This window comes from uncultured Pseudoalteromonas sp. (assembly GCF_963922945.1).
Lineage (GTDB): Bacteria > Pseudomonadota > Gammaproteobacteria > Enterobacterales > Alteromonadaceae > Pseudoalteromonas.
Genome location: NZ_CAWUKC010000020.1, coordinates 24,275 through 49,525, shown reverse-complemented (window position 1 = coordinate 49,525; position 25,251 = coordinate 24,275). Strand labels below are relative to the sequence as shown.

Annotated in this window: 20 protein-coding genes; 16 read left to right on the top strand and 4 right to left on the bottom strand. The window is 40.5% G+C overall.

The window, feature by feature from the left end; translation table 11 throughout:
- Positions 1–746 precede the first annotated feature (746 nt).
- The 5 genes from AABI99_RS06700 (at position 747) to ihfA (ending at position 6,280) form a co-directional block, all read left to right on the top strand.
- Positions 747–1,802, top strand: a complete 1,056-nt coding sequence (locus AABI99_RS06700; protein WP_338364714.1) for a DUF2066 domain-containing protein — start codon at positions 747–749, stop codon at positions 1,800–1,802.
- Positions 1,802–2,512 carry a DnaA regulatory inactivator Hda gene (hda, locus tag AABI99_RS06695; protein WP_338364712.1) on the top strand — a complete coding sequence of 237 codons (711 nt, stop codon included), beginning with the start codon at positions 1,802–1,804 and terminating at the stop codon, positions 2,510–2,512. Before AABI99_RS06700 ends, hda begins: the two co-directional genes overlap by 1 nt.
- Positions 2,513–2,594: 82 nt before the next feature.
- Positions 2,595–3,575, top strand: coding sequence for a phenylalanine--tRNA ligase subunit alpha (gene pheS / locus AABI99_RS06690; RefSeq protein WP_338364710.1), 981 nt, complete (start codon positions 2,595–2,597; stop codon positions 3,573–3,575).
- A 15-nt stretch (positions 3,576–3,590) separates the two neighbouring features.
- Positions 3,591–5,978 (top strand): phenylalanine--tRNA ligase subunit beta, encoded by a 2,388-nt coding sequence (gene pheT / locus AABI99_RS06685; RefSeq protein WP_338364708.1) that lies wholly within the window; start codon positions 3,591–3,593, stop codon positions 5,976–5,978.
- 2 nt (positions 5,979–5,980) lie between these two features.
- On the top strand, positions 5,981–6,280 hold the full coding sequence (ihfA, locus tag AABI99_RS06680) for an integration host factor subunit alpha (RefSeq protein WP_036969033.1): 300 nt from the start codon (positions 5,981–5,983) through the stop codon (positions 6,278–6,280).
- Positions 6,281–6,335: 55 nt separating this feature from the next.
- Here ihfA and AABI99_RS06675 read toward each other — a convergent pair whose 3' ends face one another.
- Positions 6,336–7,136 (bottom strand): DUF2989 domain-containing protein, encoded by an 801-nt coding sequence (locus AABI99_RS06675; protein ID WP_338364696.1) that lies wholly within the window; start codon positions 7,134–7,136, stop codon positions 6,336–6,338.
- Between the two features lie 174 nt (positions 7,137–7,310).
- Here AABI99_RS06675 and AABI99_RS06670 point away from each other — a divergent pair, with 174 nt between their 5' ends.
- From AABI99_RS06670 to ccoG, 10 genes are all read left to right on the top strand, one after another.
- Positions 7,311–8,753: a glyceraldehyde-3-phosphate dehydrogenase gene (locus tag AABI99_RS06670; protein WP_338364694.1), complete on the top strand. Its 1,443-nt coding sequence runs from the start codon at positions 7,311–7,313 to the stop codon at positions 8,751–8,753.
- Between the two features lie 199 nt (positions 8,754–8,952).
- A complete protein-coding gene (locus AABI99_RS06665) occupies positions 8,953–10,080 on the top strand; it encodes a M14-type cytosolic carboxypeptidase (RefSeq protein ID WP_338364692.1) in 1,128 nt (375 codons plus the stop codon).
- A gap of 158 nt (positions 10,081–10,238) precedes the next feature.
- Positions 10,239–11,906: an AGCS family amino acid carrier protein gene (locus tag AABI99_RS06660; RefSeq protein WP_338364689.1), complete on the top strand. Its 1,668-nt coding sequence runs from the start codon at positions 10,239–10,241 to the stop codon at positions 11,904–11,906.
- A 59-nt stretch (positions 11,907–11,965) separates the two neighbouring features.
- Complete coding sequence (locus AABI99_RS06655) at positions 11,966–12,292, top strand: hypothetical protein (protein WP_338364718.1); 327 nt, start codon at positions 11,966–11,968, stop codon at positions 12,290–12,292.
- Position 12,293: 1 nt separating this feature from the next.
- The gene (locus AABI99_RS06650) at positions 12,294–12,575 is read left to right on the top strand and encodes a DUF1315 family protein (protein WP_004587239.1); all 282 of its coding nucleotides are present in this window, start codon (positions 12,294–12,296) and stop codon (positions 12,573–12,575) included.
- Positions 12,565–15,246 (top strand): DUF349 domain-containing protein, encoded by a 2,682-nt coding sequence (locus AABI99_RS06645; protein WP_338364683.1) that lies wholly within the window; start codon positions 12,565–12,567, stop codon positions 15,244–15,246. Before AABI99_RS06650 ends, AABI99_RS06645 begins: the two co-directional genes overlap by 11 nt.
- A gap of 91 nt (positions 15,247–15,337) precedes the next feature.
- The gene (locus AABI99_RS06640) at positions 15,338–15,895 is read left to right on the top strand and encodes a DUF1439 domain-containing protein (RefSeq protein ID WP_338364681.1); all 558 of its coding nucleotides are present in this window, start codon (positions 15,338–15,340) and stop codon (positions 15,893–15,895) included.
- 114 nt (positions 15,896–16,009) lie between these two features.
- Positions 16,010–17,326, top strand: coding sequence for an AarF/ABC1/UbiB kinase family protein (locus AABI99_RS06635; protein ID WP_338364678.1), 1,317 nt, complete (start codon positions 16,010–16,012; stop codon positions 17,324–17,326).
- Positions 17,327–17,386: 60 nt separating this feature from the next.
- On the top strand, positions 17,387–18,805 hold the full coding sequence (locus AABI99_RS06630) for a sigma 54-interacting transcriptional regulator (RefSeq protein WP_338364677.1): 1,419 nt from the start codon (positions 17,387–17,389) through the stop codon (positions 18,803–18,805).
- 144 nt (positions 18,806–18,949) lie between these two features.
- Positions 18,950–20,332: a cytochrome c oxidase accessory protein CcoG gene (gene ccoG, locus AABI99_RS06625; RefSeq protein ID WP_338364672.1), complete on the top strand. Its 1,383-nt coding sequence runs from the start codon at positions 18,950–18,952 to the stop codon at positions 20,330–20,332.
- Between the two features lie 19 nt (positions 20,333–20,351).
- Here ccoG and AABI99_RS06620 read toward each other — a convergent pair whose 3' ends face one another.
- The 3 genes from AABI99_RS06620 to AABI99_RS06610 all read right to left on the bottom strand — a co-directional run bounded on the left by AABI99_RS06620 (position 20,352) and on the right by AABI99_RS06610 (position 22,365).
- Positions 20,352–20,762: a hypothetical protein gene (locus tag AABI99_RS06620; protein WP_338364670.1), complete on the bottom strand. Its 411-nt coding sequence runs from the start codon at positions 20,760–20,762 to the stop codon at positions 20,352–20,354.
- Between the two features lie 40 nt (positions 20,763–20,802).
- A complete protein-coding gene (locus AABI99_RS06615) occupies positions 20,803–21,717 on the bottom strand; it encodes a M14 family metallocarboxypeptidase (RefSeq protein WP_338364669.1) in 915 nt (304 codons plus the stop codon).
- Between the two features lie 63 nt (positions 21,718–21,780).
- Complete coding sequence (locus AABI99_RS06610) at positions 21,781–22,365, bottom strand: hypothetical protein (RefSeq protein WP_338364667.1); 585 nt, start codon at positions 22,363–22,365, stop codon at positions 21,781–21,783.
- A gap of 289 nt (positions 22,366–22,654) precedes the next feature.
- On the opposite strand from AABI99_RS06610, the gene AABI99_RS06605 reads away from it, so the two are divergent.
- A complete protein-coding gene (locus tag AABI99_RS06605; protein ID WP_338364665.1) occupies positions 22,655–25,117 on the top strand; it encodes a UvrD-helicase domain-containing protein in 2,463 nt (820 codons plus the stop codon).
- Positions 25,118–25,251 lie beyond the last annotated feature (134 nt).

Genomic DNA, 25,251 nt, shown 5'->3' with positions numbered 1-25,251 from the left:
AGTGCCCATTTAATCCCATTAAAAAACATTAAGAGTACTTTGCTATGTGACTCTATCGCTGTGGGTACTACGACACCGCAGGCTCCAGATACAAGAAAAGTAATATTCAGCATCTTCTTCTCTAAAGCGGAGTGTCTCTTAAGCGCAGCGCCTCTTTGTGAACAGTGTTTTGGTTATCCAACACATTAAGCGATGATAGTGCAGTATCTCACCATGACTCTACACCGCTGTCAGCACCACGATATTCTACTGCGTAGCGCACCGACTCTATAGACACGAAAGCCGTTTCATTTTGAAGCGGCTTTTTTACGTCTAGAGACAAGTGAAATCCAAACACATAATGCATTCACTTCTAAACCTATCTCGTAGATCGGGCGAGCAAACCGATATCCGACGCTAAAAATCATCGATAATAATTCTAGTGTTATTATTTTACGTGTTGGATTATCAGATATTATTCACACAGTTTCCACCACTGTCGTAGCGTGGGCTGAGTATCACTAAACTCTCAGATAAAGCACACTACATAATCATAATATTGCTTTTAAAGTTTATTGTGTGCCTACTGTAAATGCGCCTAAGCAATAAAAATCCCCTTTGCATATTACTAAGAGGCAGTTTGATTCTGTATTTTAACTTTAAAATAAACGTATTTATTCAAAATAACTAGATTACAAATATAATTTTGCTTTGTTAGTGGCTTTGATTTAGGATCAAAATAGTTTAAAACCAAGAACTAATAGCCAGTGTATAGATTATTAATTAGTGTCATATCATTTATATTTTGTTTCTCTGTATCGGCAGTCGAAGTAACTGATCTGTATCAGGATATATTAAAAGTAGACGATAAAAGCCGAGACACGCGTTTAGCCGCTAGTCGTAAAGCATTACTTAATGTCTTAGTTAAAGTCAGTGGAGATGAATCAGCTGATGAAAATAAGCTTGCTCAGCAGCGCACTAGGAACATTTCAGATTACATGCTCAAATTTGAATATGACGAAAAAGCAAATGGGCAGCTTAATCTCGTTGTTAAATTTGAAGCGCGCAAAATTAATGAATTAATTAAAGAATTAAATTTACCGCTTTGGGGAGTACAGCGTCCGTTAGTTGCGATTTGGTTAGGTATTGAAGATAACTGGCGAAGAGAGCTTGTCACACAAGAAAGTTATCCGCAGTTAGAGCAACTAATATATGACAAAGCCGGTCGACGTGGTTTACCTGTGGTAGTACCGCTTTTGGATTTACAAGATAGGCGTTTAGTCGGTATCCCTGAGGTGTGGGGTAACTTTTCAGGCCCTGTTGAAGAGGCGTCACGACGTTATAGCGCTGAGCGAAGTATTACGGCAAGAATGTATCAAGAGCCCGATAGTGAAACGTGGACTTTAGACTGGCGTTTTACTAATGATGACTTATTCGATTCAAACCGACTCGAAGGTGATAAACAACAAATAGTAGGCCAAATGATTGACAGCTTAGCGTTGGGTTTAGCCAATGAATACGCTATCGACCCTAACGCGTATTATGAACAAGCTGCGGCTACGCTCACCTTAAAAGGTACTCAAAGCTTTGTAGATATTGAACTTGCAAAACGTCGTCTACAAAGTTTGAGCGTAGTGACGCAAGCAATAATAATGCGCAAAACTCCAGAATTTGTCGAGTTTAAGCTTAACCACACCGGCAGTGTGTCAGATCTTAAAAAAGGCCTTGGGCTTGATAGTGCCTTTAGAGACTATGTAGACCCTCGCGCATTTTATCATGTTGTAGACAAAAACAGTCTTGAGTATCAATGGGTCGGTGAGTAATGCTAAGCGCTGAGCCTATGCAAATGGCACTACCTGTTACATTGCCTGACGATGAAACATTTGCCTCTTACTTTGGTGGGGAAGACTCTTTAGAGGTAAACCACCTTAAAGCGAGCTTTTTAAAGCTGGCCAACAAATTCCAGTACACCTATCTGTGCGGCTTAGGCGACTCTGGTAAATCTCACTTATTGTACGCTACTTGTATACAAGCCCAAGAGCGGGGCTTATCAAACATGCTTTTGTCTATGCGTGAAGTGATAGACTTTGGCCCTATGGTGTTAGATGGCTTAGAGGCACTCGACGTATTATGTATTGATGATGTGCATTTAGTTGCCGGCAATGATGCGTGGGAAAAAGCGTTGTTTAATTTTTTTAATCGCTTTAATGAGCCCGGAAAAATGTTAGTGGTTACTGCCGACTTACTACCTGATATGCTCAATATTAGCTTACCAGACTTAGAGTCACGGCTGAAGTGGGGAACCACTTTTCAAATTCGCTCAATGAGCGATGATGATAAAGCACAGGCATTAGTTAAGCGGGCACATATGCGTGGGCTTGAACTAAGTGATGAATGCGCCCGCTTTTTATTGACTCGCTTAAGTCGCGATATGCGTGCCTTATTAGACGTTTTAGATAAATTAGATCATGCATCAATGGCAGCACAACGAAAATTAACAATTCCCTTCATAAAATCAACGTTAAAGCTGTAGTAGGTCTAGAATCTAGACCCTGCTTTCAGTTATCATTAGTCAACAAAATTGTAATCACCTTCTGTGAAAGATCAGGTATCGAATGAACTTAGAAAATATTTTAGCGCAAGCACTTGAGGCCGTTGCAAGTGCCAGTGAAATCGCGCAACTAGAAGAGATCAGGGTTAATTACCTTGGTAAAAAAGGCGAAATCACAAGCTTACTTAAAACCCTGGGTAAAATTGCACCTGAAGAGCGTAAAGAAGCAGGTCAAGTAATTAACCAAGCTAAGCAAGATGTACAAACAGCAATTAATGAAAAGCGTGAACTTTTAGCAAGCAAAGCGCTAGAAGAAAAACTAGCTGCTGAAACAATTGATGTAACATTACCAGGGCGCGTAATGCCTACGGGTGGCCTTCACCCAGTCACACGTACAATTGAGCGTATAGAAAGCTTTTTTGGTGAACTTGGTTTTGCTGTTAAATCAGGCCCAGAAGTAGAAGATGATTTTCATAACTTTGATGCGCTAAATATACCTGAGCATCATCCTGCACGTGCAGATCACGATACCTTTTATTTTAATCCTAAGTTAGTACTGCGTACCCAAACAAGTGGTGTGCAAATTCGTACTATGGAAACAGAGCAACCGCCACTGCGAATTATTTCGCCAGGTCGAGTATACCGTAACGATTACGATCAAACGCATACTCCGATGTTTCATCAGGTAGAAGGTTTAATGGTTGATACTGATGTAAGCTTCACAGAGCTTAAGGGTATTTTACACGACTTCTTACGTAACTTTTTTGAAGAAGATATGGAAATTCGTTTCCGTCCTTCATTCTTCCCATTTACAGAGCCTTCAGCTGAAGTGGATGTTATGGGTAAAGACGGTAAATGGCTTGAAGTATTAGGCTGTGGCATGGTTCACCCTAACGTACTTAAGTCAGTGGGTATTGATCCAGAAAAATACACTGGTTTTGCATTTGGTATGGGTGTTGAGCGCTTAACCATGTTGCGCTACGGCGTAAATGACCTACGTGCATTTTTCGAAAATGACTTAAAATTCCTAAACCAGTTCCGTTAAGAGTGAAAATATAAAATGAAATTTAGTGAAAAGTGGTTAAGAGAGTGGGTAAACCCTGCTATTGATACGCAAGCTCTTTCGGAACAGCTGTCTATGGCTGGCCTTGAGGTTGATGCAGTTGAAAGCGCAGCAGCGGATTTTAACGGCGTAGTGGTTGGTGAAGTGGTAGAGTGCGCACAGCATCCTGATGCAGATAAACTTCGCGTGACTAAAATTAATGTAGGTGGTGATGAGCTACTTGATATTGTGTGTGGTGCTCCAAACTGTCGCCAAGGCATTAAAGTAGCGGTAGCAACGGTAGGCGCGGTTTTACCTGGCGATTTTAAAATTAAAAAAGCCAAATTACGAGGTCAACCATCACACGGCATGCTGTGTGCTTTTGTTGAGCTAGGTATAAGCGAAGAAGGCGATGGCATCATGGAACTGCCAAGCGATGCACCAGTTGGTACAGATTTGCGTGAATACTTAGGCCTTGATGACAATATAATTGATGTTGACTTAACGCCAAACCGTGGTGATTGTTTAGGTATAAAAGGCCTTGCACGTGAAGTCGGTGTATTAAACAGCGTTGATGTAAACGAATTACAAATTCCGGCAGTTAGCGGTACTATTGACGACGAAGTTTCTATTGAGCTTGTGAACGAAGATGCATGTCCTCGTTACCTTGGTCGCGTGATAAAGGGTATTAACCTTGATGCAGAAACACCACTTTGGATGGTTGAAAAACTTCGTCGCAGTGGTATTCGCTCAATTGACCCTGTTGTTGATATAACTAACTACGTATTACTAGAGCTTGGTCATCCAATGCATGCGTTCGATTTAAATGCAATCGAAGGCGGTATTAAGGTACGTAATGCCAATGCAGGTGAAGAGCTAGTATTGCTTGATGGTAATACTGCAAAACTAAACGAATCAACACTTGTGATAGCCGATCACAACAAAGCACTTGCTATTGCAGGTGTATTTGGTGGCGAGCAATCAGGTGTAACAGAAAAAACGTCTGATATTTTATTAGAAAGTGCGTTTTTTAACCCAGTCGCAATTGCAGGTCAAGCCCGCAGTTACGGTTTGCATACCGATGCATCACATCGCTATGAGCGTGGCGTAGATTTTACCCTGCAGCACGATGCAATGGAGCGCGCAACTGCTTTATTACTTGATATTGTAGGCGGTGAAGCGGGCCCAGTTGTAGAAGCTGTTGCTGCTGATAAACTACCCAAAGTGACAGAAGTACGCTTGCGTCGTGCGCGTTTAGACCGTGTAATTGGTCATCATATTGACGATGCGAAAGTAACCGATATTTTGACTCGTTTAGGCTTAGACGTTAAGTTTGAAAGCGATAGCTGGAGCGCCGATATACCAAGCTACCGTTTCGATATTTCTATTGAAGAAGACTTAATTGAAGAAGTTGCGCGTGTTTACGGTTACAACAGTATTCCTAATGTTGCCCCTACTGCAAAGTTAAAAATGACTACGCATGATGAGTCAACAATTGCACTAAGTAAGTTTCGTAATACCTTAGTGACACGTGGCTACCAAGAAGCAATTACCTACAGCTTCGTAGACCCTAAAGCACAGGCAGTTATACACCCACAAAGCCAACCACTGGTATTGCCGCACCCAATTTCAATTGAAATGTCGGCGATGCGTGTAAGTTTAATGCCCGGCCTTTTAGCATCGGTTGCGTATAATCAAAATCGTCAACAACCTCGTATACGTTTGTTTGAGCATGGCCTTAAATTTATCAGTGACGATAGTGCTGAAAATGGCTTACAACAAATCCCTGTATTGGGTGGTGTTATTACTGGCCTTGCCCATGGTGAACATTGGGTTGAACAAAAACGTAACGTTGATTTTTACGACTTAAAAGGTGATGTAGAAGCCCTGCTTGCTATTACTAATGATGTGAGTCGTTTTGAAATTAAAGCAGAGCAATCTGATGGTTTACACCCAGGTCAATCTGCAGTTATTTATGTAGATGGTAAAAAGGTCGGCTTTTTTGGTGCGCTTCACCCTCAAGTACAAAAATCGTTAGATATCAATAACGCGACGTTTGTATTTGAAATTGAAATGTCTGCAATAGAAAAAAGAAATTTACCGCAAGCTGTAGGGGTTTCAAAATTCCCTTCAAACCGCCGCGACATCGCTATTTTAGTGGCTGACAGCGTTAATTCAGGTGATATTTTGAGCACTATAGAAAAAGTTGGCGGAAATCAATTGGTTGACCTAAACTTATTCGATGTGTATAAGGGCAAAGGTATTGAGCCAAATTATAAGAGTTTGGCGATTGCTCTAACACTGCAGGCGGTTGATAGAACACTCGAAGAGAAAGATATCAATCTGGTTGTTGATAACGTGGTGGCCACATTGGCCGAAAAGTTTAATGCATCGTTGAGGGACTAGATATGGCGCTTACTAAAGCCGACATAGCTGAACACCTATTTGAAAAGCTCGGGATCAATAAAAAAGATGCCAAAGATTTAGTTGAAGCGTTTTTTGAAGAAATCCGCTCAGCGCTTGAAAAAGGCGAGCAGGTTAAGCTCTCTGGATTTGGTAACTTTGATCTTCGTGATAAAAAAGAAAGACCAGGCCGTAATCCGAAAACAGGGGAAGACATTCCTATTTCGGCACGCCGCGTGGTGACCTTTAGACCAGGTCAAAAGCTTAAAACCCGTGTAGAAGTGGGCACAAGCAAATCAAAATAAAAAAAAGGGCAGCGTAAGCTGCCTTTTTATTTGCGCATTATTTGATATTGCAAAGCTAAAACTCTCGAGGGGATACAAACTCACCGTTTTGTATTTGTTCATACGTTTGTTGAGCAAGGTTATCCAGCGCATCTAAGTTTTTACCATCACTCATTAGCTGGTGTTCAATAGGTAATAAATCTATATTTTCAATGCCAGCGCTTTGCGCCACTTTCGAAAAAATATAAGCGTGCTTATATTTATCATGCTTATAAAACAAACTGATTAACGAGGTATACACTTCTGGGTTTGGCTGTTGGCCTTGCTTATTTAGCTCAAGCGTTTTGTAAAGCAAATCAATCGTTTTTTCATCATCGAATTTAATGTAATAAGAGGCAAGGTAAAACTGCATTTCTGCACTGTTTGTGACACGTTCATCATTTTCCATTGCAAGTAAGCGTGTTAATGCACTTTGTTGATTGTTGCGAGACCAATGATAATAGAGCAAACCTGGATGATTAGTATTTTTTGTATCTTGATAAAGTCGCGTCATCTCTTTAATGCTAGTGAGTTGGCCTTCAATTCGTGATGTTGTTTTAGACTTTAGTTTAATGTGCTCAATTTTTGCGGCTAAAGTAATACATTGATTATAAGATTCAAATTTTTTTAGTAATTGAAATTTGTTTTCATCTGTTGGTTTTTTATATTCAATGTAGCGTTTTAAAATTACGTCAGCACGTTCGTTTTTACAGTGGCTATCTTTATTTAAATCACCGCAAAAGCCCGGAGTTTCCTCACATACTTGGGCAAGCGAAAGAGAATCTTCGCACCCCGCTAACGCTAACATTGCTACTACTAAACTTGCTCTTAAAGCCATTCCTTAACCTCAAATGAATATATACATTGTCATTCTAACGCAATCATTTGTGCGCTAACAGTAGAGAATAACTTTAGATTAACTTAGAATAGAGCGGCCTTAAGTGCATTACTCTCAAAATCTAATGCATTTTAATAGGCTATCCGTTCAAAATGATTAAATTAGGTAAATAAAATGACCTCATCTCACGAATTAGAATATACAAATAGTTGGCAAGAACGCCAAGATTACGCTGAAAGCATGCAACCTATTATTGGTAAGCTTTATCGTAACCGCGGCATAGAAATCGCTGTGTACGGCCGTCCTCTCGTAAATGCCAGTACTATCGATATTATCAAGTCACATAAAACCGTTGCTCAGTTTGAAGGCACTAAATTACGTTTACGCGAAAGCTTCCCATTTTTAGAAGCCATTAGCAAAATGGAACTAAATTCAGCACGTATTGATATTGGTAAACTTGCTTATAGCTATTTGTATAACGATGCAGCTAATGGCCGCACTGTTGATGAATTTGTAAAAGACGAATTAGCCGAAATTGCAGACTCACCTGCAAAAGAACCGCGTGATGTTGTTTTGTACGGTTTTGGCCGTATAGGGCGTTTATTGGCGCGTTTATTAATTGAAAAATCAGGCCCGTATGCTGATCTTCGTTTACGTGCAATCGTAGTACGTGGAGGTAAAGAAGGCGACCTTGAAAAACGTGCAAGCTTGCTTCGTCGTGATTCTATTCATGGCCCATTTAATGGCTCAATTACCATTGATAAAGAGCGTAATGCAATAAAAGCAAATGGTAGTTACATACAAGTTATTTATGCTAACTCGCCAAGCGAAGTTGATTACACAGCTTATGGTATCGAAAATGCGCTTGTCGTAGATAACACCGGTATTTGGAAAGATGAAGCAGGCCTTGGCCAGCATTTAGAGTCTAAAGGGGCTGCAAAAGTATTATTAACAGCACCAGCTAAAGGCAACATCAAAAATATTGTTTACGGTGTAAATAACCAAGACATTAAAGCAGAGGATAAAATCGTGTGTGCAGCAAGCTGTACAACTAATGCGATTACCCCAACGCTCAAAGCATTAAATGATAAGTTTGGTATTGCTAACGGCCACGTAGAAACCGTTCACTCTTACACAAACGATCAAAACCTAATTGATAACTATCACAAAGCAGAGCGCCGTGGCCGTGCTGCAGCACTAAATATGGTTATTACCGAAACAGGTGCAGCTAAAGCGGTATCAAAAGCACTACCTGAGCTTGAAGGTAAGTTAACGGGTAACGCAATCCGTGTACCTACACCTAATGTATCGCTTGCTATATTAAACTTAAACCTCAATAGCAGCACATCCGTTGAAGAGCTTAATGCGTTTCTACGTGAAACAGCACTGCACTCAGATTTACGCGACCAAATTGACTACACGGCCTCAACCGAAATTGTATCGACCGATTTAGTGGGTAGCCGCTATGCGGGTGTAGTTGACTCACAAGCGACCATTGTTGAAGGTAACCGCGTTGTTTTATACGTATGGTACGACAACGAATTTGGTTACAGCTGCCAAGTAGTTCGCTGTATGCGTGATATGGCTGAAGTGGCTTTCCCAAGCTTACCTCGCTAAACTAAACGCAATTATACCAAGCCAGCTTTTTTGCTGGCTTTTTTAATCGCGTTATATTTTTAAAGTGTACCCTGTGTGGTAGGCTTTGATTATTGCAATGTGTACTGCGGTTATCCCGTAATTATGCATTTACTATTTATAAAATAGTGTCAGTTCTGCAAGTTAAGCAGATAAACTTATTCTACCTTAAGGTTTTTTCATGAAAATCAGCAGCAATTTTGATAGTGGTAACATAAAGGTTATCGAAGCCACCGATCCGCTAAATATTCAATTAGAAATTAATAACGATCATCAGTCTGAGTTTTATCAATGGTTTCACTTTCGTCTAGAAACAACTCCTTATCAATTGCATAAGCTAAACATTAATAATTTAGAAAACTCAGCTTACCCAGATGGGTGGGAAGGCTATCAAGCAGTGGCATCGTACGATCGCCAAACTTGGTTTCGTGTGCCGTCAAATTATGAAAATGGCACGCTCACGTTTGAGCTAGAGCCTGAGTGCGGTAGCGTTTATTTTGCTTACTTTGCGCCTTACAGCTATGAGCGTCATTTAGATTTATTAGCCTGGGCACAAAGCGAAGAGCTTTGCCAATTACAAACATTAGGCGAAACACTTGATGGACGTGATATGAGCGTGCTTAAAATTGGTCAGCCTAGCGAAGATAAAAAAACAATCTGGATCACCGCACGTCAACACCCAGGCGAAACAATGGCAGAGTGGTTTGTAGAAGGGTTATTACATAAACTGCTTGACGATGAAGACCCGCATGCCGCAGCACTATTATCAAAGGCTGTGTTTTATGTAGTACCAAACATGAACCCTGATGGCAGTGTACGTGGACATCTTCGTACAAATGCAAAAGGTGTTAACTTAAACCGTGAATGGCAAACACCGAGCATGGAAAATAGCCCTGAAGTATATTTAGTACTTAATAAAATGCGCGAAACAGGCCTAGATATGCATTTAGATATTCACGGCGACGAAGCTATTCCTTATAACTTTGTAGCGGGCAGCGAGGGTATACCAAGCTACGATGATCGCTTAAAAGACTTAGAAGACAGCTTTAAAGCAGCATTACTGACTATCACGCCAGAGTTTCAAGATGAACACGGCTACGATAAAGACGAGCCCGGTGAAGCTAATTTAACCGTAGGCTCATCGGCAACAGCAGAAGAATTTAAAGCACTTACTTACACAATTGAGATGCCGTTTAAAGATAATAACGACTTACCGGACCCAGATTACGGCTGGTCAGACCGCCGCTCGTATCAATTTGGTCAAGATACTTTAGCGGCAATCGTAAATGTCGTTGATAAATTAAGATAAATTAGTATAAGGTAAGGGCAACATTAAAATGTTGCCCTTTTTTATTACAAAATTAACAAATAATAAAAGTGTGCAATAGCTTAGTTATCGTATTACCTAGCTCTCAATAAGTAATAAACAATCAACAGTCTCAAATAAAATAATAAGAGGTATTTAGCGTGGATGCATTCGGACAACTTTTAGATAGCCTAGATGGCATGTTAGGGGGCGCAGTTTGGTTTCCCTACGTGCTATTAGGGGTTGGTCTATTTTTTACTATTTATTTAAAGTTCCCACAAATTCGTTATTTCAAACATGCGTGTAAAGTGGTTACCGGTAAGTTTGATAAAAAAGGCACAGAGGGAGACACCACTCACTTTCAAGCACTTGCTACTGCGCTTTCTGGCACCGTAGGTACGGGTAACATTGGCGGCGTGGCCTTGGCTATTTCTATTGGTGGCCCAGCGGCACTATTTTGGATGTGGATGACGGCATTTTTTGGTATGACCACCAAATTTGTAGAAGTAACGCTTTCGCACAAATACCGCGAAAAAACTCAAGATGGCACCATGGCGGGTGGTCCTATGTATTACATGGATAAACGCCTAAACATGAAGTGGCTTGCTATTTTATTTGCCGTTGCTACTGTAATTAGCTCATTTGGTACAGGCAGTTTGCCACAAATTAATAATATTGCGCAGGGTATGGAAGCCACGTTTGGTTTTGCTCCTATGGCAACCGGTGCGGTGCTATCTATTTTACTTGCATTAGTTATACTAGGCGGAATTAAGCGTATTGCTGCAATTACATCACGTGTAGTGCCCATTATGGCTGTTATTTACATAGTGGGTGCGTTAGGTGTTATTTTTTACAATGTAGAAAACATCGGCCCTTCATTCGCTTCAATTTTTGTTGATGCATTCACTGGCTCAGCAGCCGCAGGTGGCTTTTTAGGTGCCTCGTTTGCGTATGCATTTAACAGAGGTGTAAACCGTGGCTTATTCTCAAATGAGGCCGGTCAAGGTTCAGCACCCATTGCTCACGCATCAGCAAAAGCAGATGAACCAGTATCAGAAGGTATGGTGTCTATTTTAGAACCGTTTATCGATACAATCATCATTTGTACATTAACAGGCTTAGTTATTTTATCGTCGGGTGTATGGAACGAAAAGTTCGAAACACATTTTGAGCGTTCATCAATGAGCATCATAAAAGGTGACTACTCAGAAACCAATGACGCACAGCGCCAAGAGTTATACAACTACCTTAATGGTAAAGAGAGCAAGGTAGAGCTATTCAACGGTGATATTAATGTAGTTAATGGCGAGCCAACAAGTAATGGATTTACCGTATTACATTCACGCTCAATTGGTGAAGACATCCGTTTTGGCATTACTGATAAGCATAAATACACAGGAATTGTCGAAGTAAAAGATGGCATGCCAACAGACGACAGCATAAGTTTAGTTGGTAAATCGTTAGTACACTCAGCAGAGCTTACAACCAAAGCATTTACACGTGGCTTTTTTGGCGATAGCGGTCAATACATAGTTTCAATTGGCCTATTGTTATTTGCATTTTCCACAGCTATTGCATGGTCGTACTACGGTGACCGTGCCATGATTTATTTACTTGGTAATCGCTCGGTTATGCCGTATCGCGTATTTTACGTTGCGGCATTCTTTTGGGCATCGTTTGCCGATACTACACTAGTGTGGAAATTAGCAGCTGTTGCTATTGTTGTTATGACTCTACCAAACTTGTTTGGCATTATGTTATTGCGTAAAGAAATGAAACAATCCGTAGATGACTACTGGGTTAAATTCAAAAAAGACAAAGAGCAATAAAACAAGTACAATAAAAAGCGCCGCAAGGCGCTTTTTTTATGCGTAGTATGGAGAGTAGTATGGCGATTATTCATTGCCCCAAATGTGCAAAATCAATTTCAGATAAACATCAGCAGTGTCCGCATTGCAAAAGTAATATTGGCGCACTTAATCCTGAGCAGGTACAACAGCTTCAGCGCGAACAGCAAATTAAAAAACAGCAAATGTTTATGAACCATTCTTTCTTGGCGCTCATACTATTTTTAGGTGGCTTTTTTTGCTTATACTTTTTACAACCCGCAGAAGAAACCCTTGAGTGGTACGCCTATACAGTCGCAATTGGTGTTGGCTGTATTTGGTACTTAGTAAACCGCATTATTTTAGTGACTCTAAAAAAGAAAAGATGATATGAATATTGACAACCTTGTACAAAATATCACCCCCGAATTATTTGAGCGTTTACAGTACGGCGCTTCAACGGGTAAATGGCCTGATGGCACGCCGCTCTCTGATGAGCAAAAGCAGCAAACAGTACAACTTGTTATGCTTTACCAAGCTAAAATAGCGCAATCTAACGAGCAGTTTACCATTGGTGCCAATGGCGAAATGATCCAAAAGACAAAAGCACAACTACAAAAAGAATTTAAATCAGAAAACGAAATAGCCAGGTTTAGTGAACATGATCTTTAAACACCTTTTTACACCTAAGTGGAAACACCCAAAGCAACAAGTTCGTCTAGACGCAATTGAAAAGCTTGATATAGAGCGCGACGCATCCATTTTAAGCACATTAGCACTGGAAGATAATTCAGCCGAAATACGCCGCAAAGCACTGCAAAAAGTAAACAACTTAGCCCTTTGGTGGAAAGCTTACAAACAAGATCAGGCACTCAAAGATGTTGCCGAAATACACATTTCGAACGCGGTACTTAATAACGAAAGCGCGCTGAGCTCACAAATCAAAAGCGAGTATATAGAGCGTTTTGCGCCGGTTAAAACGTTAGAAAAGCTCGCCTTTGCAGAAAAAGAGTTGCAAGTTCGGGTTAAACTGTTAAAACGTTTAGCAAACTCTAAACTCATTGAAAAAGCGTTTAAAGAAGGTAGCGAAGAGCTGCAAAGCCAACTTGTAGAGCAAGTTATAACGCACCAACTTGCAAAATCTTTAGTAAAACACGCTCAAGGTAATGCAAAACTTCAGCTTGAACAACACCTTGAAAACGAGCGCCTTGCTATAGAAATGCCTGCTCAAGTAGAGAGCGCAACACGCGTTATTTTAGCTAAGCTAAATGCCCTGCGCGATAAAAACGACTTTGCCATAGTAAACCCGCAAGCCGGCGACTTAATGGCACAGTGGCAAGCACTTGAACTAAAATGGCTAAGCGAAGATCACGTAAAAGAGTTAGACAAAAAGTATATCAGCATCACAGATAAGCTCGATGTACATATCAAAACGCTAAAAGCTGAGCATGAGTTACAACAACAGCGCTTAGCTGAGCAACAACGCCAACTTTTAGCCTTAGCAACACTAGAAGCACTAAGCGAAGAGATAGAAAATGCTTTGCAAGTAGGCCTAGAAACCCCAGAGCAGATCCAGCAAGAGTGGTTAGATGCAAAAGTTGCGCAAGCTAAACAAACGCTAAGCGATGCACAACACGGCGATAATGCACAAACTAAGCACGTTATTACAAAGCTTGAAAAGCTATTCAATCAAGTGGCAAAACTTCCAGAGCTTAGTAGCGCCATTGTGCAATTCAAAGTAGCGCTAGATGAGCTTAAAACGATTGAACCTGCACAGCAGCTAGCAGATTACGACGATGTTTTAACTCGTTTTAATAACGCATTTAAAGAAACTCGTAGCCACCTAAATGTGCTAGATGGGGCATTGCAGCAAAACTTTAAATCGCAATTAAATGCGCACAAAAAGCAGTTTTTAGCGCAAATGAGTGAGCTGACAAAACCCCTTGAAAAAAATCAAAGCACAGCTAAGCGTAAAGCACGTGATGTAAAACGCCTTATAGAGCAAGGCCGCTTTAATGTTGCATTTGGTGTATTTAAAGGTTTTGAAGAGCTGTTTGATAAACTAACGCCGCAATTTCAGCAGCCATTGGTAAACTTAAAAGCAGATTTAGAAGCACGACTTGCAGAAGCTAAAGATTGGCAAAAATATGCAGCAGCGCCCAAGCGCGAGGCACTACTTGAAGAAGTGGCATCGTTAGTCGAGCAACCGTGTGACGACCCACAACAGCGTGCTGAGCAAGTTAAAGCATTTCGTAAGCGTTGGAATGAGCTAGGTAGGCTAGATACAGAGCAAGAAAAACAGCAAGGTGAGCAGTTCGATAGCAACATAGAACTATTATTTGCACCGTGTCGTAGTTATTTTGCTGAGCAAGAGGTCGCACGCGAAGCGGCAAAAGCGCAGCGTGATGTGCTGATTAACGACATGAAAGCCTTAAGTGAGCAAAATACAGAGCTTGAAGGGTTTGATTGGAAGCAATTTGAAAGCCAGTATAACCGTTTAAACAAAGCATGGCGAAGCGTTGGTAAGGTTGATCCTAAAACATACCGCGTATTGAACGAAAACTTTAAAGCACAGCAGCAAAGTGTACTTTCTACACTAAACGCATACCACAAGAACAATGCAGCACAAAAAAATGCATTAGTGGAACGTGCTGCGACGCTTTCGCAAAGTGAAGATTTAGCTGGCGCTTGCCAAGAGTTAAAGCAGCTACAACAGCAATGGCAAACCATAGGCTTTGCGGGCTTAAAAGCTGAAAATGCACTCTGGCAAAAGTTTCGTCAACATAACGACGAAACCTTTAACAAACGTAGTAGCGAATTTGAGCAGCAAAAGCTTGCGCAAAACGAGACAGATAAACAAGCCGCATCAGAATTAGCAGATCTAGAAAGCGCCCTTGAGCACATTAATCAAAAAGCGCAATTGCATGATTTAGAAACTAAAGTAAAAGACTTTACGCAATATAAATCGCTTGCGCCTAAAGTGGCTGCATTGCTAAGTGCTATTGATGAAAAGCTTGTTTTATTAACAAGCCAAGCTCAACAGGCTCAATTTGAATCACTGTTTTTGGCACTTGAAAATAATGATGTAGTACCGAGTCAGTTTCAAGCACCCTTAGCCACCTCACTTAGCAGTGAGCAACTTATAACAAGAATGGAAATTCTTGCTAATGTAAGCTCACAAAATTCAGCACTGAGAATGGCCGAGCAAGTGGCTATGTTGGATGATAAACACCGTGGTGAACACGCTGATTTAAACTATTATTTAAAACAGCTATTAGCGCTCAGTCAGGGTTCAGTTGAGCCTGACACACTGGCTAAAATAAAAGCTATATTTGCAGCATAAGCATGCAAATAGTCTGTATTAAACACAGGCGTATAATAAAAGCCGCTGTTAAAGCGGCTTTTTTACAATTTAAAAGAGGATAAAAATAAGCATGAGAGTTTTATTACTGTTTGTAACCACACTGTTTTTAAGTGCATGTAACTCTACGCAAGGGGTGTCAGTTTATTCATTTACCAACTCAGAAGTAGAAACTGTACTAGGTAAGCAGCTTCCTAAGTTAAGCGAAAAAGTCAGCCTAATGGGTTTACCTGTGCAGTTTGATGTAAACGACTTAAGTGTAAATATAGGTCCTGATAATCGCGACGTCGTGGTACTAGGCGCAGACTCAAGTGCACAAATAAATGCATTTGCGCTAAAGTACCCTGTACGCTTAAAGCTACAAATTGAGGGGAGCCCGTTTTACGACAGTGAAAAAAAAGCCGTGTTTTTACGTAATGTCAAATTGTTAAACTCGAGCATAGATGCAGGAGGTTTTAGAGGTAACCTAGCGGCACTTGATAACGAAGCGATGGAGGTAATAAATACTTTTCTAGCATCAAACCCTGTTTACACATTAAATATGAACGATCCTAAAATGATGCTACTAAGTAAGTTACCACTCGATATGAAAGTGGTTGAAGGAGCAATTAAATTAGTACCTCGCCTTTGATAAATTAAACCACTATTGGTGATAGTTTTATCGTTTGAGCGCAAGCAAATTAGATCTAGCCTAGCAAAGTTTACGTATCTATTAGCCTGTTATTCAGGCTAATTAGGTTTTACAATGGCAGCTTCGCGCAGCGTACCTACCTCAAGACTCTCCCGATTTGCAAAGCTTGGCTCTTTAGCCGGTGGTGTTGCGACCAATATGCTAATAGCGGGTACTAAAAGCACGCTAACTGGTAATGGCTGGAACAATAAAGATTTACTCTTACAACCCAAAAATATAGAAAAACTTGCCCATCAGCTGGCACACCTTCGAGGCGCAGCCATGAAGCTTGGGCAATTATTGTCTATGGATGCAGGGGAATTATTAAGCCCCGAGCTTACCCAATTGCTTTCCCTGCTTCGTGCAGATGCAAACCCAATGCCGCATAACCAACTAATTAAGGTTTTAAAAACCGAATGGGGAGATGACTGGCTTAACCGGTTTTCGCATATAGAGCTTAGGCCCTTTGCCGCTGCCTCTATTGGGCAGGTACACTTAGCCCATCAAGAGAATGGCCAAAAGCTGGCAGTAAAAATTCAATACCCAGGTATCGCGCAAAGTGTAAATAGCGATGTAGATAATGTGATTGCACTTTTAAACATTGCTCGTTTGATCCCTAAAGAGCTTGATATACTGCCATTAGTCAATGAAGCAAAAGCACAGTTACTCGCAGAAGCTGATTATGAGCGTGAAGCATATTACCTAAAAAAGTATGGAGAATTATTAGCCCACAACCCTCATTTTAAAGTACCTAACGTGTATATAAATCATAATACAAAGCGTATTTTAGCTATGGAGCATGTGCAAGCAACCCCCATAGAGGCACTACAAAACTTACCTCAAGAAGAGCAAAATAACATCGCAACTCACCTTATAGATTTATTCTTTAAAGAAATGTTCGCGTTTAAACTAATACAAACGGATCCCAATTTTGCTAATTTTCATTATCAAACCCAAAGTAAGCAAATTGTGTTATTTGATTTTGGCGCAACCAGAGAGATCTCAAGCAAGTTGAGTAAAGCCTACCTTGCACTTTTTATTGCTGGCAGCGAAAACGACAGAGCTGGTGTGTTAAACGCTGCACGTGAAATAGGTTATTTTAAAGATGCGCTAATAGATTCTTATAAAAACCATGTTATTGATTTGTTTTTAATGGCGTGTGAGCCATTAAGAACAAAAGGCGAGTTTGACTTTAAAAATAGCCAGCTTGCCACACATATTAAAAATGCAGGACTTGAGCTAAGTGCACAATCACAGCAATGGCATACACCGCCCGTTGATGCGTTGTTTATTCACCGCAAGCTAGCAGGGCTGTATTTAATTGCCGCAAAGTTAAATGCAAAAATAGATGTTACCGCGTTAATTAAGCCGTATAGTGAAAACCGCTTTTAATAACTGCTTAACTTTAGCAGTTATGGCATAATAATCGTGATATTTCGCGAGGGTAATGCAATGATTAAGCAGTTTTTAAATGATCCTAAGCTTTTGCTTAATGCAGTAGGCGAGGGCATTTATGGTTTTGATTTATCGGGCAATGCGGTGTTTGTTAACCCCGCAGCTGAACGCATGACCGGCTGGACAGCCGATGAATTGCTTGGTAAAAAAATTCACCAATATCACCATCACAGCCATGCCGATGGTACGCCTTACCCTGCTGATGAATGCCAAATATATTGCACCATGTTTGATGGTAAACGCCGCGAAGTTAAAAACGAAGTGTTTTGGCGAAAAGACGGCACTTCGTTTGCGGTAGAATATACATCAACGCCAGTTTACCGCCAAGGGGCACTCATTGGTGCGGTCGCGGTATTTCGCGATATATCAGTGCAACAACAAACGCAAAATGAGTTAAAGCAAGCGCTTGAGCAAGTTAAACATTTAAGCGAGCAACTGCAAGATGAAAACAACTACCTCATAGCAGAGCTTAACGAAGATTGGCAAGATTCGGGCTTAGTTGGCAAAAGCCATGTTTTTCAAACCATGTTGGAGCAAATTAAACTTGTTAGCGAAACCGACAGCACAGTATTGATTTTAGGCGAAAATGGCACGGGTAAAGAGCTGGTGGCCCGTAACTTACATAGATTAAGTAAACGCAGTAATCAAGCATTTATAAAAGTGAACTGCGCAGCATTTACGCCAAGCTTGCTTGAGTCTGAGTTATTTGGCCACGAGCGCGGTGCATTTACCGGCGCCAATGAGCGACGTAAAGGGCGTTTTGAATTAGCTGACAAGGGCACGCTGTTTTTAGACGAAGTGGCGGAGCTGCCGTTAGAAGCACAAAGTAAACTGCTACGGGTATTGCAGGAACAAGAGTTTGAACGTGTAGGTGGCAGTACAACGCTTAAGGTGAATATAAGAGTATTAGCAGCCACTAATCGCGATTTATGGCAAATGGTGCAAAAAGGCACGTTTCGAATTGATTTATATTATCGCCTCAATGTGTTCCCCATTAAAGTCCCCGCGCTTAAAGAGCGTAAAGAAGATATTCCTTATTTATGCACTAATTTAATTACTCAACTCAACAAACGTTTAGGTAAGCAAATTAAAGGTTTAAGCAAAAAAGCGATAAGTCAATTACAGGCTTATGATTGGCCAGGTAATATTCGTGAATTGCAAAACGTTTTAGAGCGTGAAGCCATTTTAGCTAAAAATACGGTGCTTAAGTTGAGTCAGCCATTACAAGGTGATACTCGCTCAGCAGTAAATACATCATTGACACTTGCAGAGGCGCAAAAGCAGCATATTTTAGCAGTGCTTGAGTTATCACACTGGAAAATATCAGGTAATAAAGGCGCTGCCGCTAAATTAGGCCTGCCAGAGAGCACTTTACGATCTAAGATGCGTAAACTCGGAATTACAAAAAATACGTGATATATCGCGAAATTCGCAATATTTCGCGACATCAAATATTCCTATCTCTATAAATTTGTTTATTATCAATGTGTTAAGTAAGCTTTCAGCTTGGTCTGAAAGTTGCAAAAGTAGCATTAATACCGTCACTATTAAGTAGCTACTATGAAGTTTGATATTAAAGAAGAAGACATGATCATCAAGCCCTATAACACACCAGGGCCCATTTATATTCGTGAGCAAAAGGGGTTTTATCAAAAAATACGCCGAAATCTTGGATGGTTTCTTATGCTTGTATTTATTGCTATCCCTTGGATTCAATACAAAGGTGAGCAAGCCGTATTACTTGATGTAGCCACACAAAAGTTTACTATTTTTGGCTTAACCTTACTGCCGCAAGATTTTATGATTTTAGCGCTGCTATTTATGGTAGGCGCGTTTGCTTTGTTTTTCGTCACGAATTGGCTTGGCCGTGTGTGGTGTGGTTACACCTGTCCGCAAACAATTTGGATGCTTATGTTTAGCTGGGTTGAGCAACGCATAGAGGGGACCCGCAATCAACGTATAAAGCTAGATAAATCGTCATGGAGTGCACTAAAGTGGCGTAAAAAAATAACAAAACATGCTGCGTGGCTTGTTATATCGCTGCTTACTGCAACGTCGTTCATGGCATATTTTATCCCTGTTAAAAGCCTATACCTTGAAATGTTTACTTTGCAGTGGTCGGGCATTACCAGCTTCTGGGTATTTTTGTTTGCATTTTGTACATACGGAAACGCCGGCTTTTTACGCGAAAAAATGTGTAACGTGGCATGCCCGTATTCGCGCTTTCAATCAGTGATGTTCGATAAGGATACACTGGTTGTTAGCTACGACGCCGAGCGCGGCGAAAACCGTGGCCCTCGTAAACGCAAAGCCGACCCTAAAGCACTTAATTTAGGTGATTGTGTTGATTGTAATTTATGTGTAGAGGTATGCCCCGCAGGCATAGATATACGCAACGGTTTACAATACGAGTGCATAAATTGTGGTTTATGTATTGATGCCTGTAACGGCACCATGGATAAATTTGGCTACCAAAGAGGATTAATAAAATACGCCAGCGAAAAACAGCTTGAGGGTAAAAAAACCAACCCATTTAGACTCAAACTCGTCGGTTATGGGGCGCTAACAGCAGTGTTGATTATTTCTATGTTCGCATGGGTGGTACAGCGCACACCAATCGAAGCATCGGTATTGCGCGATAGAAATGCGCTGTACCGTGTTAATTACGAAGGCTTAGTAGAAAACCCATACACACTCACAATTATTAACAAAACGCAGCAGCCATTGCATTACAGTATCGCAATAGAGGGGTTACCTGTTGCAGAACTAAGTGCGCCAAGCTCGATTTTGGTTTTACCTGGGGTGATGAAAAAAATTCCGGTTACTGTCACCGCAGATGGCTACGATTTAGCAAGAAAAGTAACGCCAGTGAGCTTTGTTATTTCGGCTAATGAAAACCCAGACATAAGCATTACTAAAACGAGTCAATTTTATAAAAACTAGCGCTAAGGCTTGAGCTAATTTAGCTCAAGCCATTGTTTAACTGTGATGAAATAAAGCGTTTAGCGTCATCAAGGTTATTAAACAAACACTCTTCAAAGTTAACCTCGCGTTTAGCGTTTTGCATTATTCGCTGCATTTGGCTGATCGCAATAGACGAGGTTAGAACAAAAGCGCTAATTAAGCAGTTAGTGTGCTGCATTTGTGTACTAATGGAGACCATTTCTTGCTCTGCTTCAGGTGTGGCTGCAAGTACACACGATGAGTCGCTAATGTAACCCCATTGTTTGCCGTCAAAGCGAGACACTGTTTCAAATAGGGCGGTTTTAAAGTTGACCAATAGCTCCAGATCTAAATTTCCGCTAAATTGAGCAATCACTATATTGCCCTCAACGGATAACGTTACCTCTGCATGCTTAGTTTTATATTTCATCGCAGCTCCTTGTATTTAGATATTTGGTAAAATATTAACGTTAAACTGACTTTAAATAATCTAACGCACCAGTAATAACAGCCACTTGCGCCTGAGTACATTGCTCGTCTGAAGCGCTTGGACTATCTGGGTATACCTCAGTGGTGGTTACATAGGGAGCATCAGTAAAGCCCATACATAAACCTAACTCACGAGCTGAGTAATTTATAACGCCAAATTGCTCCTGTGGTACACCAATTAATTGATTATTTTCGTCACTAGGTGCAATGTGTGTCACCTTCTCAACGCTATTTAAAATGGCTTTTTGAAACTCAGGAGCCGGTTTTTCGCTATCTGCCACTAAATAAAAACCATCAGGAATATTCCAATTGGTATTAATTTTACCATCGCGGGCAGCTAATGCCGGTCTAAACTCACTGTTATCAGTGTCGGTGGTTTCGTGCAAATCGATATGTGCAATTAACTGCGTATTAAGTGATGCCATATATTTCATAATAGCAGCAGACTCTTGAGCTGGGCTATTATCGTAAAATGAGCGATTTGGGTCTATAGCGTCTGGATTCCAGCGGTTTATGGTTTCAAATCCCCAGGGGCTAATACATGGGGCAATAATAAAGTTAAAATCATTTATATATTCTTGAGCGTCAGTTTGAGCAAATGCCAGCGCCCCCATAACGCCGCTTGTTTCGTAACCGTGTACACCCCCAGTAATTAATACGGTAGGGCGATCACTTTGCCAATTTTTACTTTTGAATAAATACAGTGCAAAGTTGAGCGGTGGATAGTTTAGTTCACCGTATTGCTCAACACTTAAAAACTCATTGGGTTGATTAACTCGGCTGACTACAAGCTGGCTGTAATCACGCTTTTTGTGTTGAAGTTGTAACCACTGAGTTTTTTCGCTGTTGTTCCAAGGTATGTTAGGCGTGCCTATTGGGTATGTTGTATCGCTCATTATATGCCTTTGATTTGTATTTTATAAAGGCGTTAGCTTATCGCTGCTGTATAAAGGCTGCAACTAGAAATCCGCAGCGACTCCAGTTGAGTTTTCGTATAGGTTGGCGTTTTCGCGTTTATGCTTTTCAAATAAATACTCGCGTAGTGCTTCTTTGCCACTTTTGAAACTGACAATTTTTGCTGCATAACCTAAATTAGTTTTACGTACTAAATCTACAAGCAGAGTGACTTTTTTACGATTAGGTAATTTAAATGTAATATGCTGTTCATGAGTAAGGCTATAGCGATGATCGCGGGGTTTTAGAAGCACGCCACTGCTAGAGAGTGAAAGCACATAAAAGCGCTCACTTTGTAAATAAAGATCGGAATAGCGCCAGCTTCTGTCTACGCCTTCGGTGTCAATAACCTCTGGAGCACTCAGCACTGGGCTTAAGTAACCATCGTCATTAAGCTTAAACTCAAGTGGAAACCAAAGCTGATAATGCCCTATCTCTGCTAACATGGTTAGTTTAGCGTGAGAGAGTAGGCCCTTTAACGTATCAGGTAGAGTGGTTCTGAGGGTAAGCTGTGAGTTATCGTGTTTATCGTCCTTGCTACTGCCTACAACAGACGAAATAAAACTTAACTCTTCCTTAGTTAAATCCATATTATTCCCCGTTTAATAAAAGCTTCACATTAAACCAATAGCGCACGTGGTTCAATATTTATACGTAAAGTTAAGCAAATCTAAACACGTGTATAAAGCTAATAAGTAGGGCGCATTTTTTCTAAACAAACGATAACGCAGTATAAGCCCCCAGCTTAATTGCCAACAGCTTTAAAGTTTTATGCTTATAATTTAGCTGGTTATCTACACTAAACTTTTAAAGTAAAATGCGCCTTAGTACCTAAACTATGGTAATATTTGTTTTTAATTTATAGCTATTTAAGGTTTTATGGCGCAGTTTATTGCCAAACCAAGTTGGTTAGGACGTTTTTTTACCCGTATAAACACCGTGACTATTGAGCAAAGCTCACTCGTTATTCATTTCAAAAATAATACTTCGCAAAGCTATTTAATTAGCGATTTCACCAATTTTATACAGTTTAAAACGGCTATATTTAGTGCAAAAATGACTATACATCATGGTCAAAAAACCAACGTTAGCTTTTTAAATAAACACCAAGCTCTGGTACTTACTGAGCAGCTGAATAAGGTATTTGCTAATCACTTAGAAGAAAAAGTCACTAGCGCAAAAACACTTATAAAACGTTATGCCACTAATGAGTATTTACGTGATTCAAACATACCCTTACTTAAATCTGCAGTATTTTCACTTGCAAAGCAATACCGTGAATTACCTAAACTTTGGCAGCAGTATTTATCACCGCTTAGTGTAAAATTTTTCACTATTTTAAACAGCTCCCCAACACAAGAGCACGCAATAGAACAGTTGCGTAAAAGTTATGAGCAAAAAATACTTGCAACAAGAGCTGACTTTTATAATTCAGTAGAATCAAACCCCCTTACTCAAGAGCAGCGCCTTGCTGTTATACGCAATAACAACAAAAACTTAGTACTGGCGGCCGCAGGCACTGGTAAAACGTCGGTTATGATTGCAAAGGCTCTAGATTTAATTGCATATGGAGGCATAAAAAGCGAGCAAATTTTGATGCTTGCATACAACAAAAATGCCGCTAACGAATTAACGCAGCGCTTTACATTGAGGGCGCAAAAAGCGAATTTAAATACAGCGCCGCCTACTATTTTAACTTTTCATGCACTTGCGCTTAAGATAATAAAAAACGCAAATAAAACTGTTAGCTTATCACCTCTGGCCAATGACTCTGCCGCGCTTAATAAATGGTTTACTCAGTGGCTAAGCAACACCCTAAAGACAGACGCTGGTTTTTGTAAAACGTTTGTTGAGTCACTGTATGAGCCCAATAAAAACTTAAATACCCAAGCGTATCACACACTATCGGGGTTAAAAGTCAGTAGTTATCAGCACTTATTGATTGCCAATTGGCTTTTTTTATATGGGATTGAACATACCTATCAAAATGAGACCACCGCCGACTTTTATTTACCTACCTATCATATTTATCTGGCACATTTTACGGTTGATAGACAAGGTAATTCAGTGCCGTACAGCACTGACGCGCATACGAGCGAGCATATTAAATTTGTGCGTGGGCATCATAAAAAGCAGGGCAATGTATTGGTACAAACGTATGATTATTACTGGCAAGAAGGTCAGTTTGAGCAGCGGTTAAAGGCGCAACTACAAAAACATAAAGTGAATATTAAACCTTTTGATAACCACGCTGTATACGCACGTTTATCAACAACTGGGCTGTTAAAGCAAAATATAGAAAAATATTTAAGTTGCCTAAACGCAATAAAAGTTGAGCAGTTATCTAGCCCACAAATAGCAGCAAGAGTAGCCAAAAGTGGCATTATAAATCATAAACGTTATGCAACATTATTGGTGGCAATGCAGCGTGCATACAATGAAAAATTGAAAGAGCAAGGTGCTATAGACTTTGAAAGCATGCTCACAAGTGCCGCTCAGCTAATTAAAGCAGGGAAGGTAAGTGTACCTTGGCACCACATTTTAGTAGATGAATTTCAAGATATTTCACGCGTGCGAATGGCATTTTTAAAGACCTTAATACGTTACGCTCAACAACCCTGTTTTACTGCCGTTGGTGACGACTGGCAGGCTATTTACCGTTTTTCAGGGGGAAACTTGGCGCTGACGACCCGTTTTAACGATTTAATTGGCAGCCACTCACTCACGTTATTGCAAAAAACGTTTAGGTATAACAACAGCATTAGTGAGGTCGCAGGGCGCTTTGTGATGCAAAACCCTGAGCAGTACACAAAGCATATCAGCACGCATACGCAAGTGAGCTCGCCACACGTTGTGTTACTTGATGATTTACACCAAGGTAAAAAGTCAGTAGCGCTAAAAGTGCTGCAAACCATAGCCACAATTAATAAAAATAATAGCACGGCAAGTATTGCTGTATTAAGCCGTTATCGATTTATGCTTAACGAGATAGAGCAGCACGTAGCAGGTAGCGACTTTGCTAACCCACTCCATTTTTGGACGCTTCACGGCTCAAAAGGACTCGAAGCTGATTACTGTATTATTGTAGGCTTTGAGCAAGGTAATTTAGGTTTTCCTAGTACTAACTCTGGTAATTTACTTGTTGAGGCCTTGTTGCCCGCACCAGATACCTTTAAACACGCAGAAGAGCGGCGCTTACTTTACGTTGGGATCACGCGTGCTAAGCACACATGTTATTTAATTGCCCCTCCCAGTGCATATTCTGATTTTATTAAAGAGCTAATAAACGACAGTTACCCTATTCATATCGCCTCTACATTATTTACAAAACAGGGCAAATAAAAAATAAGGCTTAGTAATGAATGAGAGTGGGGTTTATAGGGTTTATAAAATACAGTACTTAATTAAGCCACTAAGTACTCCACGCTCAAGAGGGCTTATCAGCTAAGTTTACGAAAGCTGCTGGCTATTTAGGC

Bases quoted from the DNA above. Each gene is read 5' to 3' on its own strand.
- AABI99_RS06655 (WP_338364718.1), top strand. From the start codon at position 11,966: ATGGCGATTATTCATTGCCCCAAATGTGCAAAATCAATTTCAGATAAA.
- AABI99_RS06615 (WP_338364669.1), bottom strand. From the start codon at position 21,717: ATGAGCGATACAACATACCCAATAGGCACGCCTAACATACCTTGGAAC.
- AABI99_RS06605 (WP_338364665.1), top strand. From the start codon at position 22,655: ATGGCGCAGTTTATTGCCAAACCAAGTTGGTTAGGACGTTTTTTTACC.
- AABI99_RS06670 (WP_338364694.1), top strand. From the start codon at position 7,311: ATGACCTCATCTCACGAATTAGAATATACAAATAGTTGGCAAGAACGC.
- AABI99_RS06665 (WP_338364692.1), top strand. From the start codon at position 8,953: ATGAAAATCAGCAGCAATTTTGATAGTGGTAACATAAAGGTTATCGAA.
- AABI99_RS06630 (WP_338364677.1), top strand. From the start codon at position 17,387: ATGATTAAGCAGTTTTTAAATGATCCTAAGCTTTTGCTTAATGCAGTA.
- AABI99_RS06675 (WP_338364696.1), bottom strand. From the start codon at position 7,136: ATGGCTTTAAGAGCAAGTTTAGTAGTAGCAATGTTAGCGTTAGCGGGG.
- AABI99_RS06635 (WP_338364678.1), top strand. From the start codon at position 16,010: ATGGCAGCTTCGCGCAGCGTACCTACCTCAAGACTCTCCCGATTTGCA.
- AABI99_RS06645 (WP_338364683.1), top strand. From the start codon at position 12,565: ATGATCTTTAAACACCTTTTTACACCTAAGTGGAAACACCCAAAGCAA.
- ccoG (WP_338364672.1), top strand. From the start codon at position 18,950: ATGAAGTTTGATATTAAAGAAGAAGACATGATCATCAAGCCCTATAAC.
- AABI99_RS06650 (WP_004587239.1), top strand. From the start codon at position 12,294: ATGAATATTGACAACCTTGTACAAAATATCACCCCCGAATTATTTGAG.
- AABI99_RS06610 (WP_338364667.1), bottom strand. From the start codon at position 22,365: ATGGATTTAACTAAGGAAGAGTTAAGTTTTATTTCGTCTGTTGTAGGC.
- hda (WP_338364712.1), top strand. From the start codon at position 1,802: ATGCTAAGCGCTGAGCCTATGCAAATGGCACTACCTGTTACATTGCCT.
- AABI99_RS06640 (WP_338364681.1), top strand. From the start codon at position 15,338: ATGAGAGTTTTATTACTGTTTGTAACCACACTGTTTTTAAGTGCATGT.
- AABI99_RS06620 (WP_338364670.1), bottom strand. From the start codon at position 20,762: ATGAAATATAAAACTAAGCATGCAGAGGTAACGTTATCCGTTGAGGGC.
- pheT (WP_338364708.1), top strand. From the start codon at position 3,591: ATGAAATTTAGTGAAAAGTGGTTAAGAGAGTGGGTAAACCCTGCTATT.
- ihfA (WP_036969033.1), top strand. From the start codon at position 5,981: ATGGCGCTTACTAAAGCCGACATAGCTGAACACCTATTTGAAAAGCTC.
- pheS (WP_338364710.1), top strand. From the start codon at position 2,595: ATGAACTTAGAAAATATTTTAGCGCAAGCACTTGAGGCCGTTGCAAGT.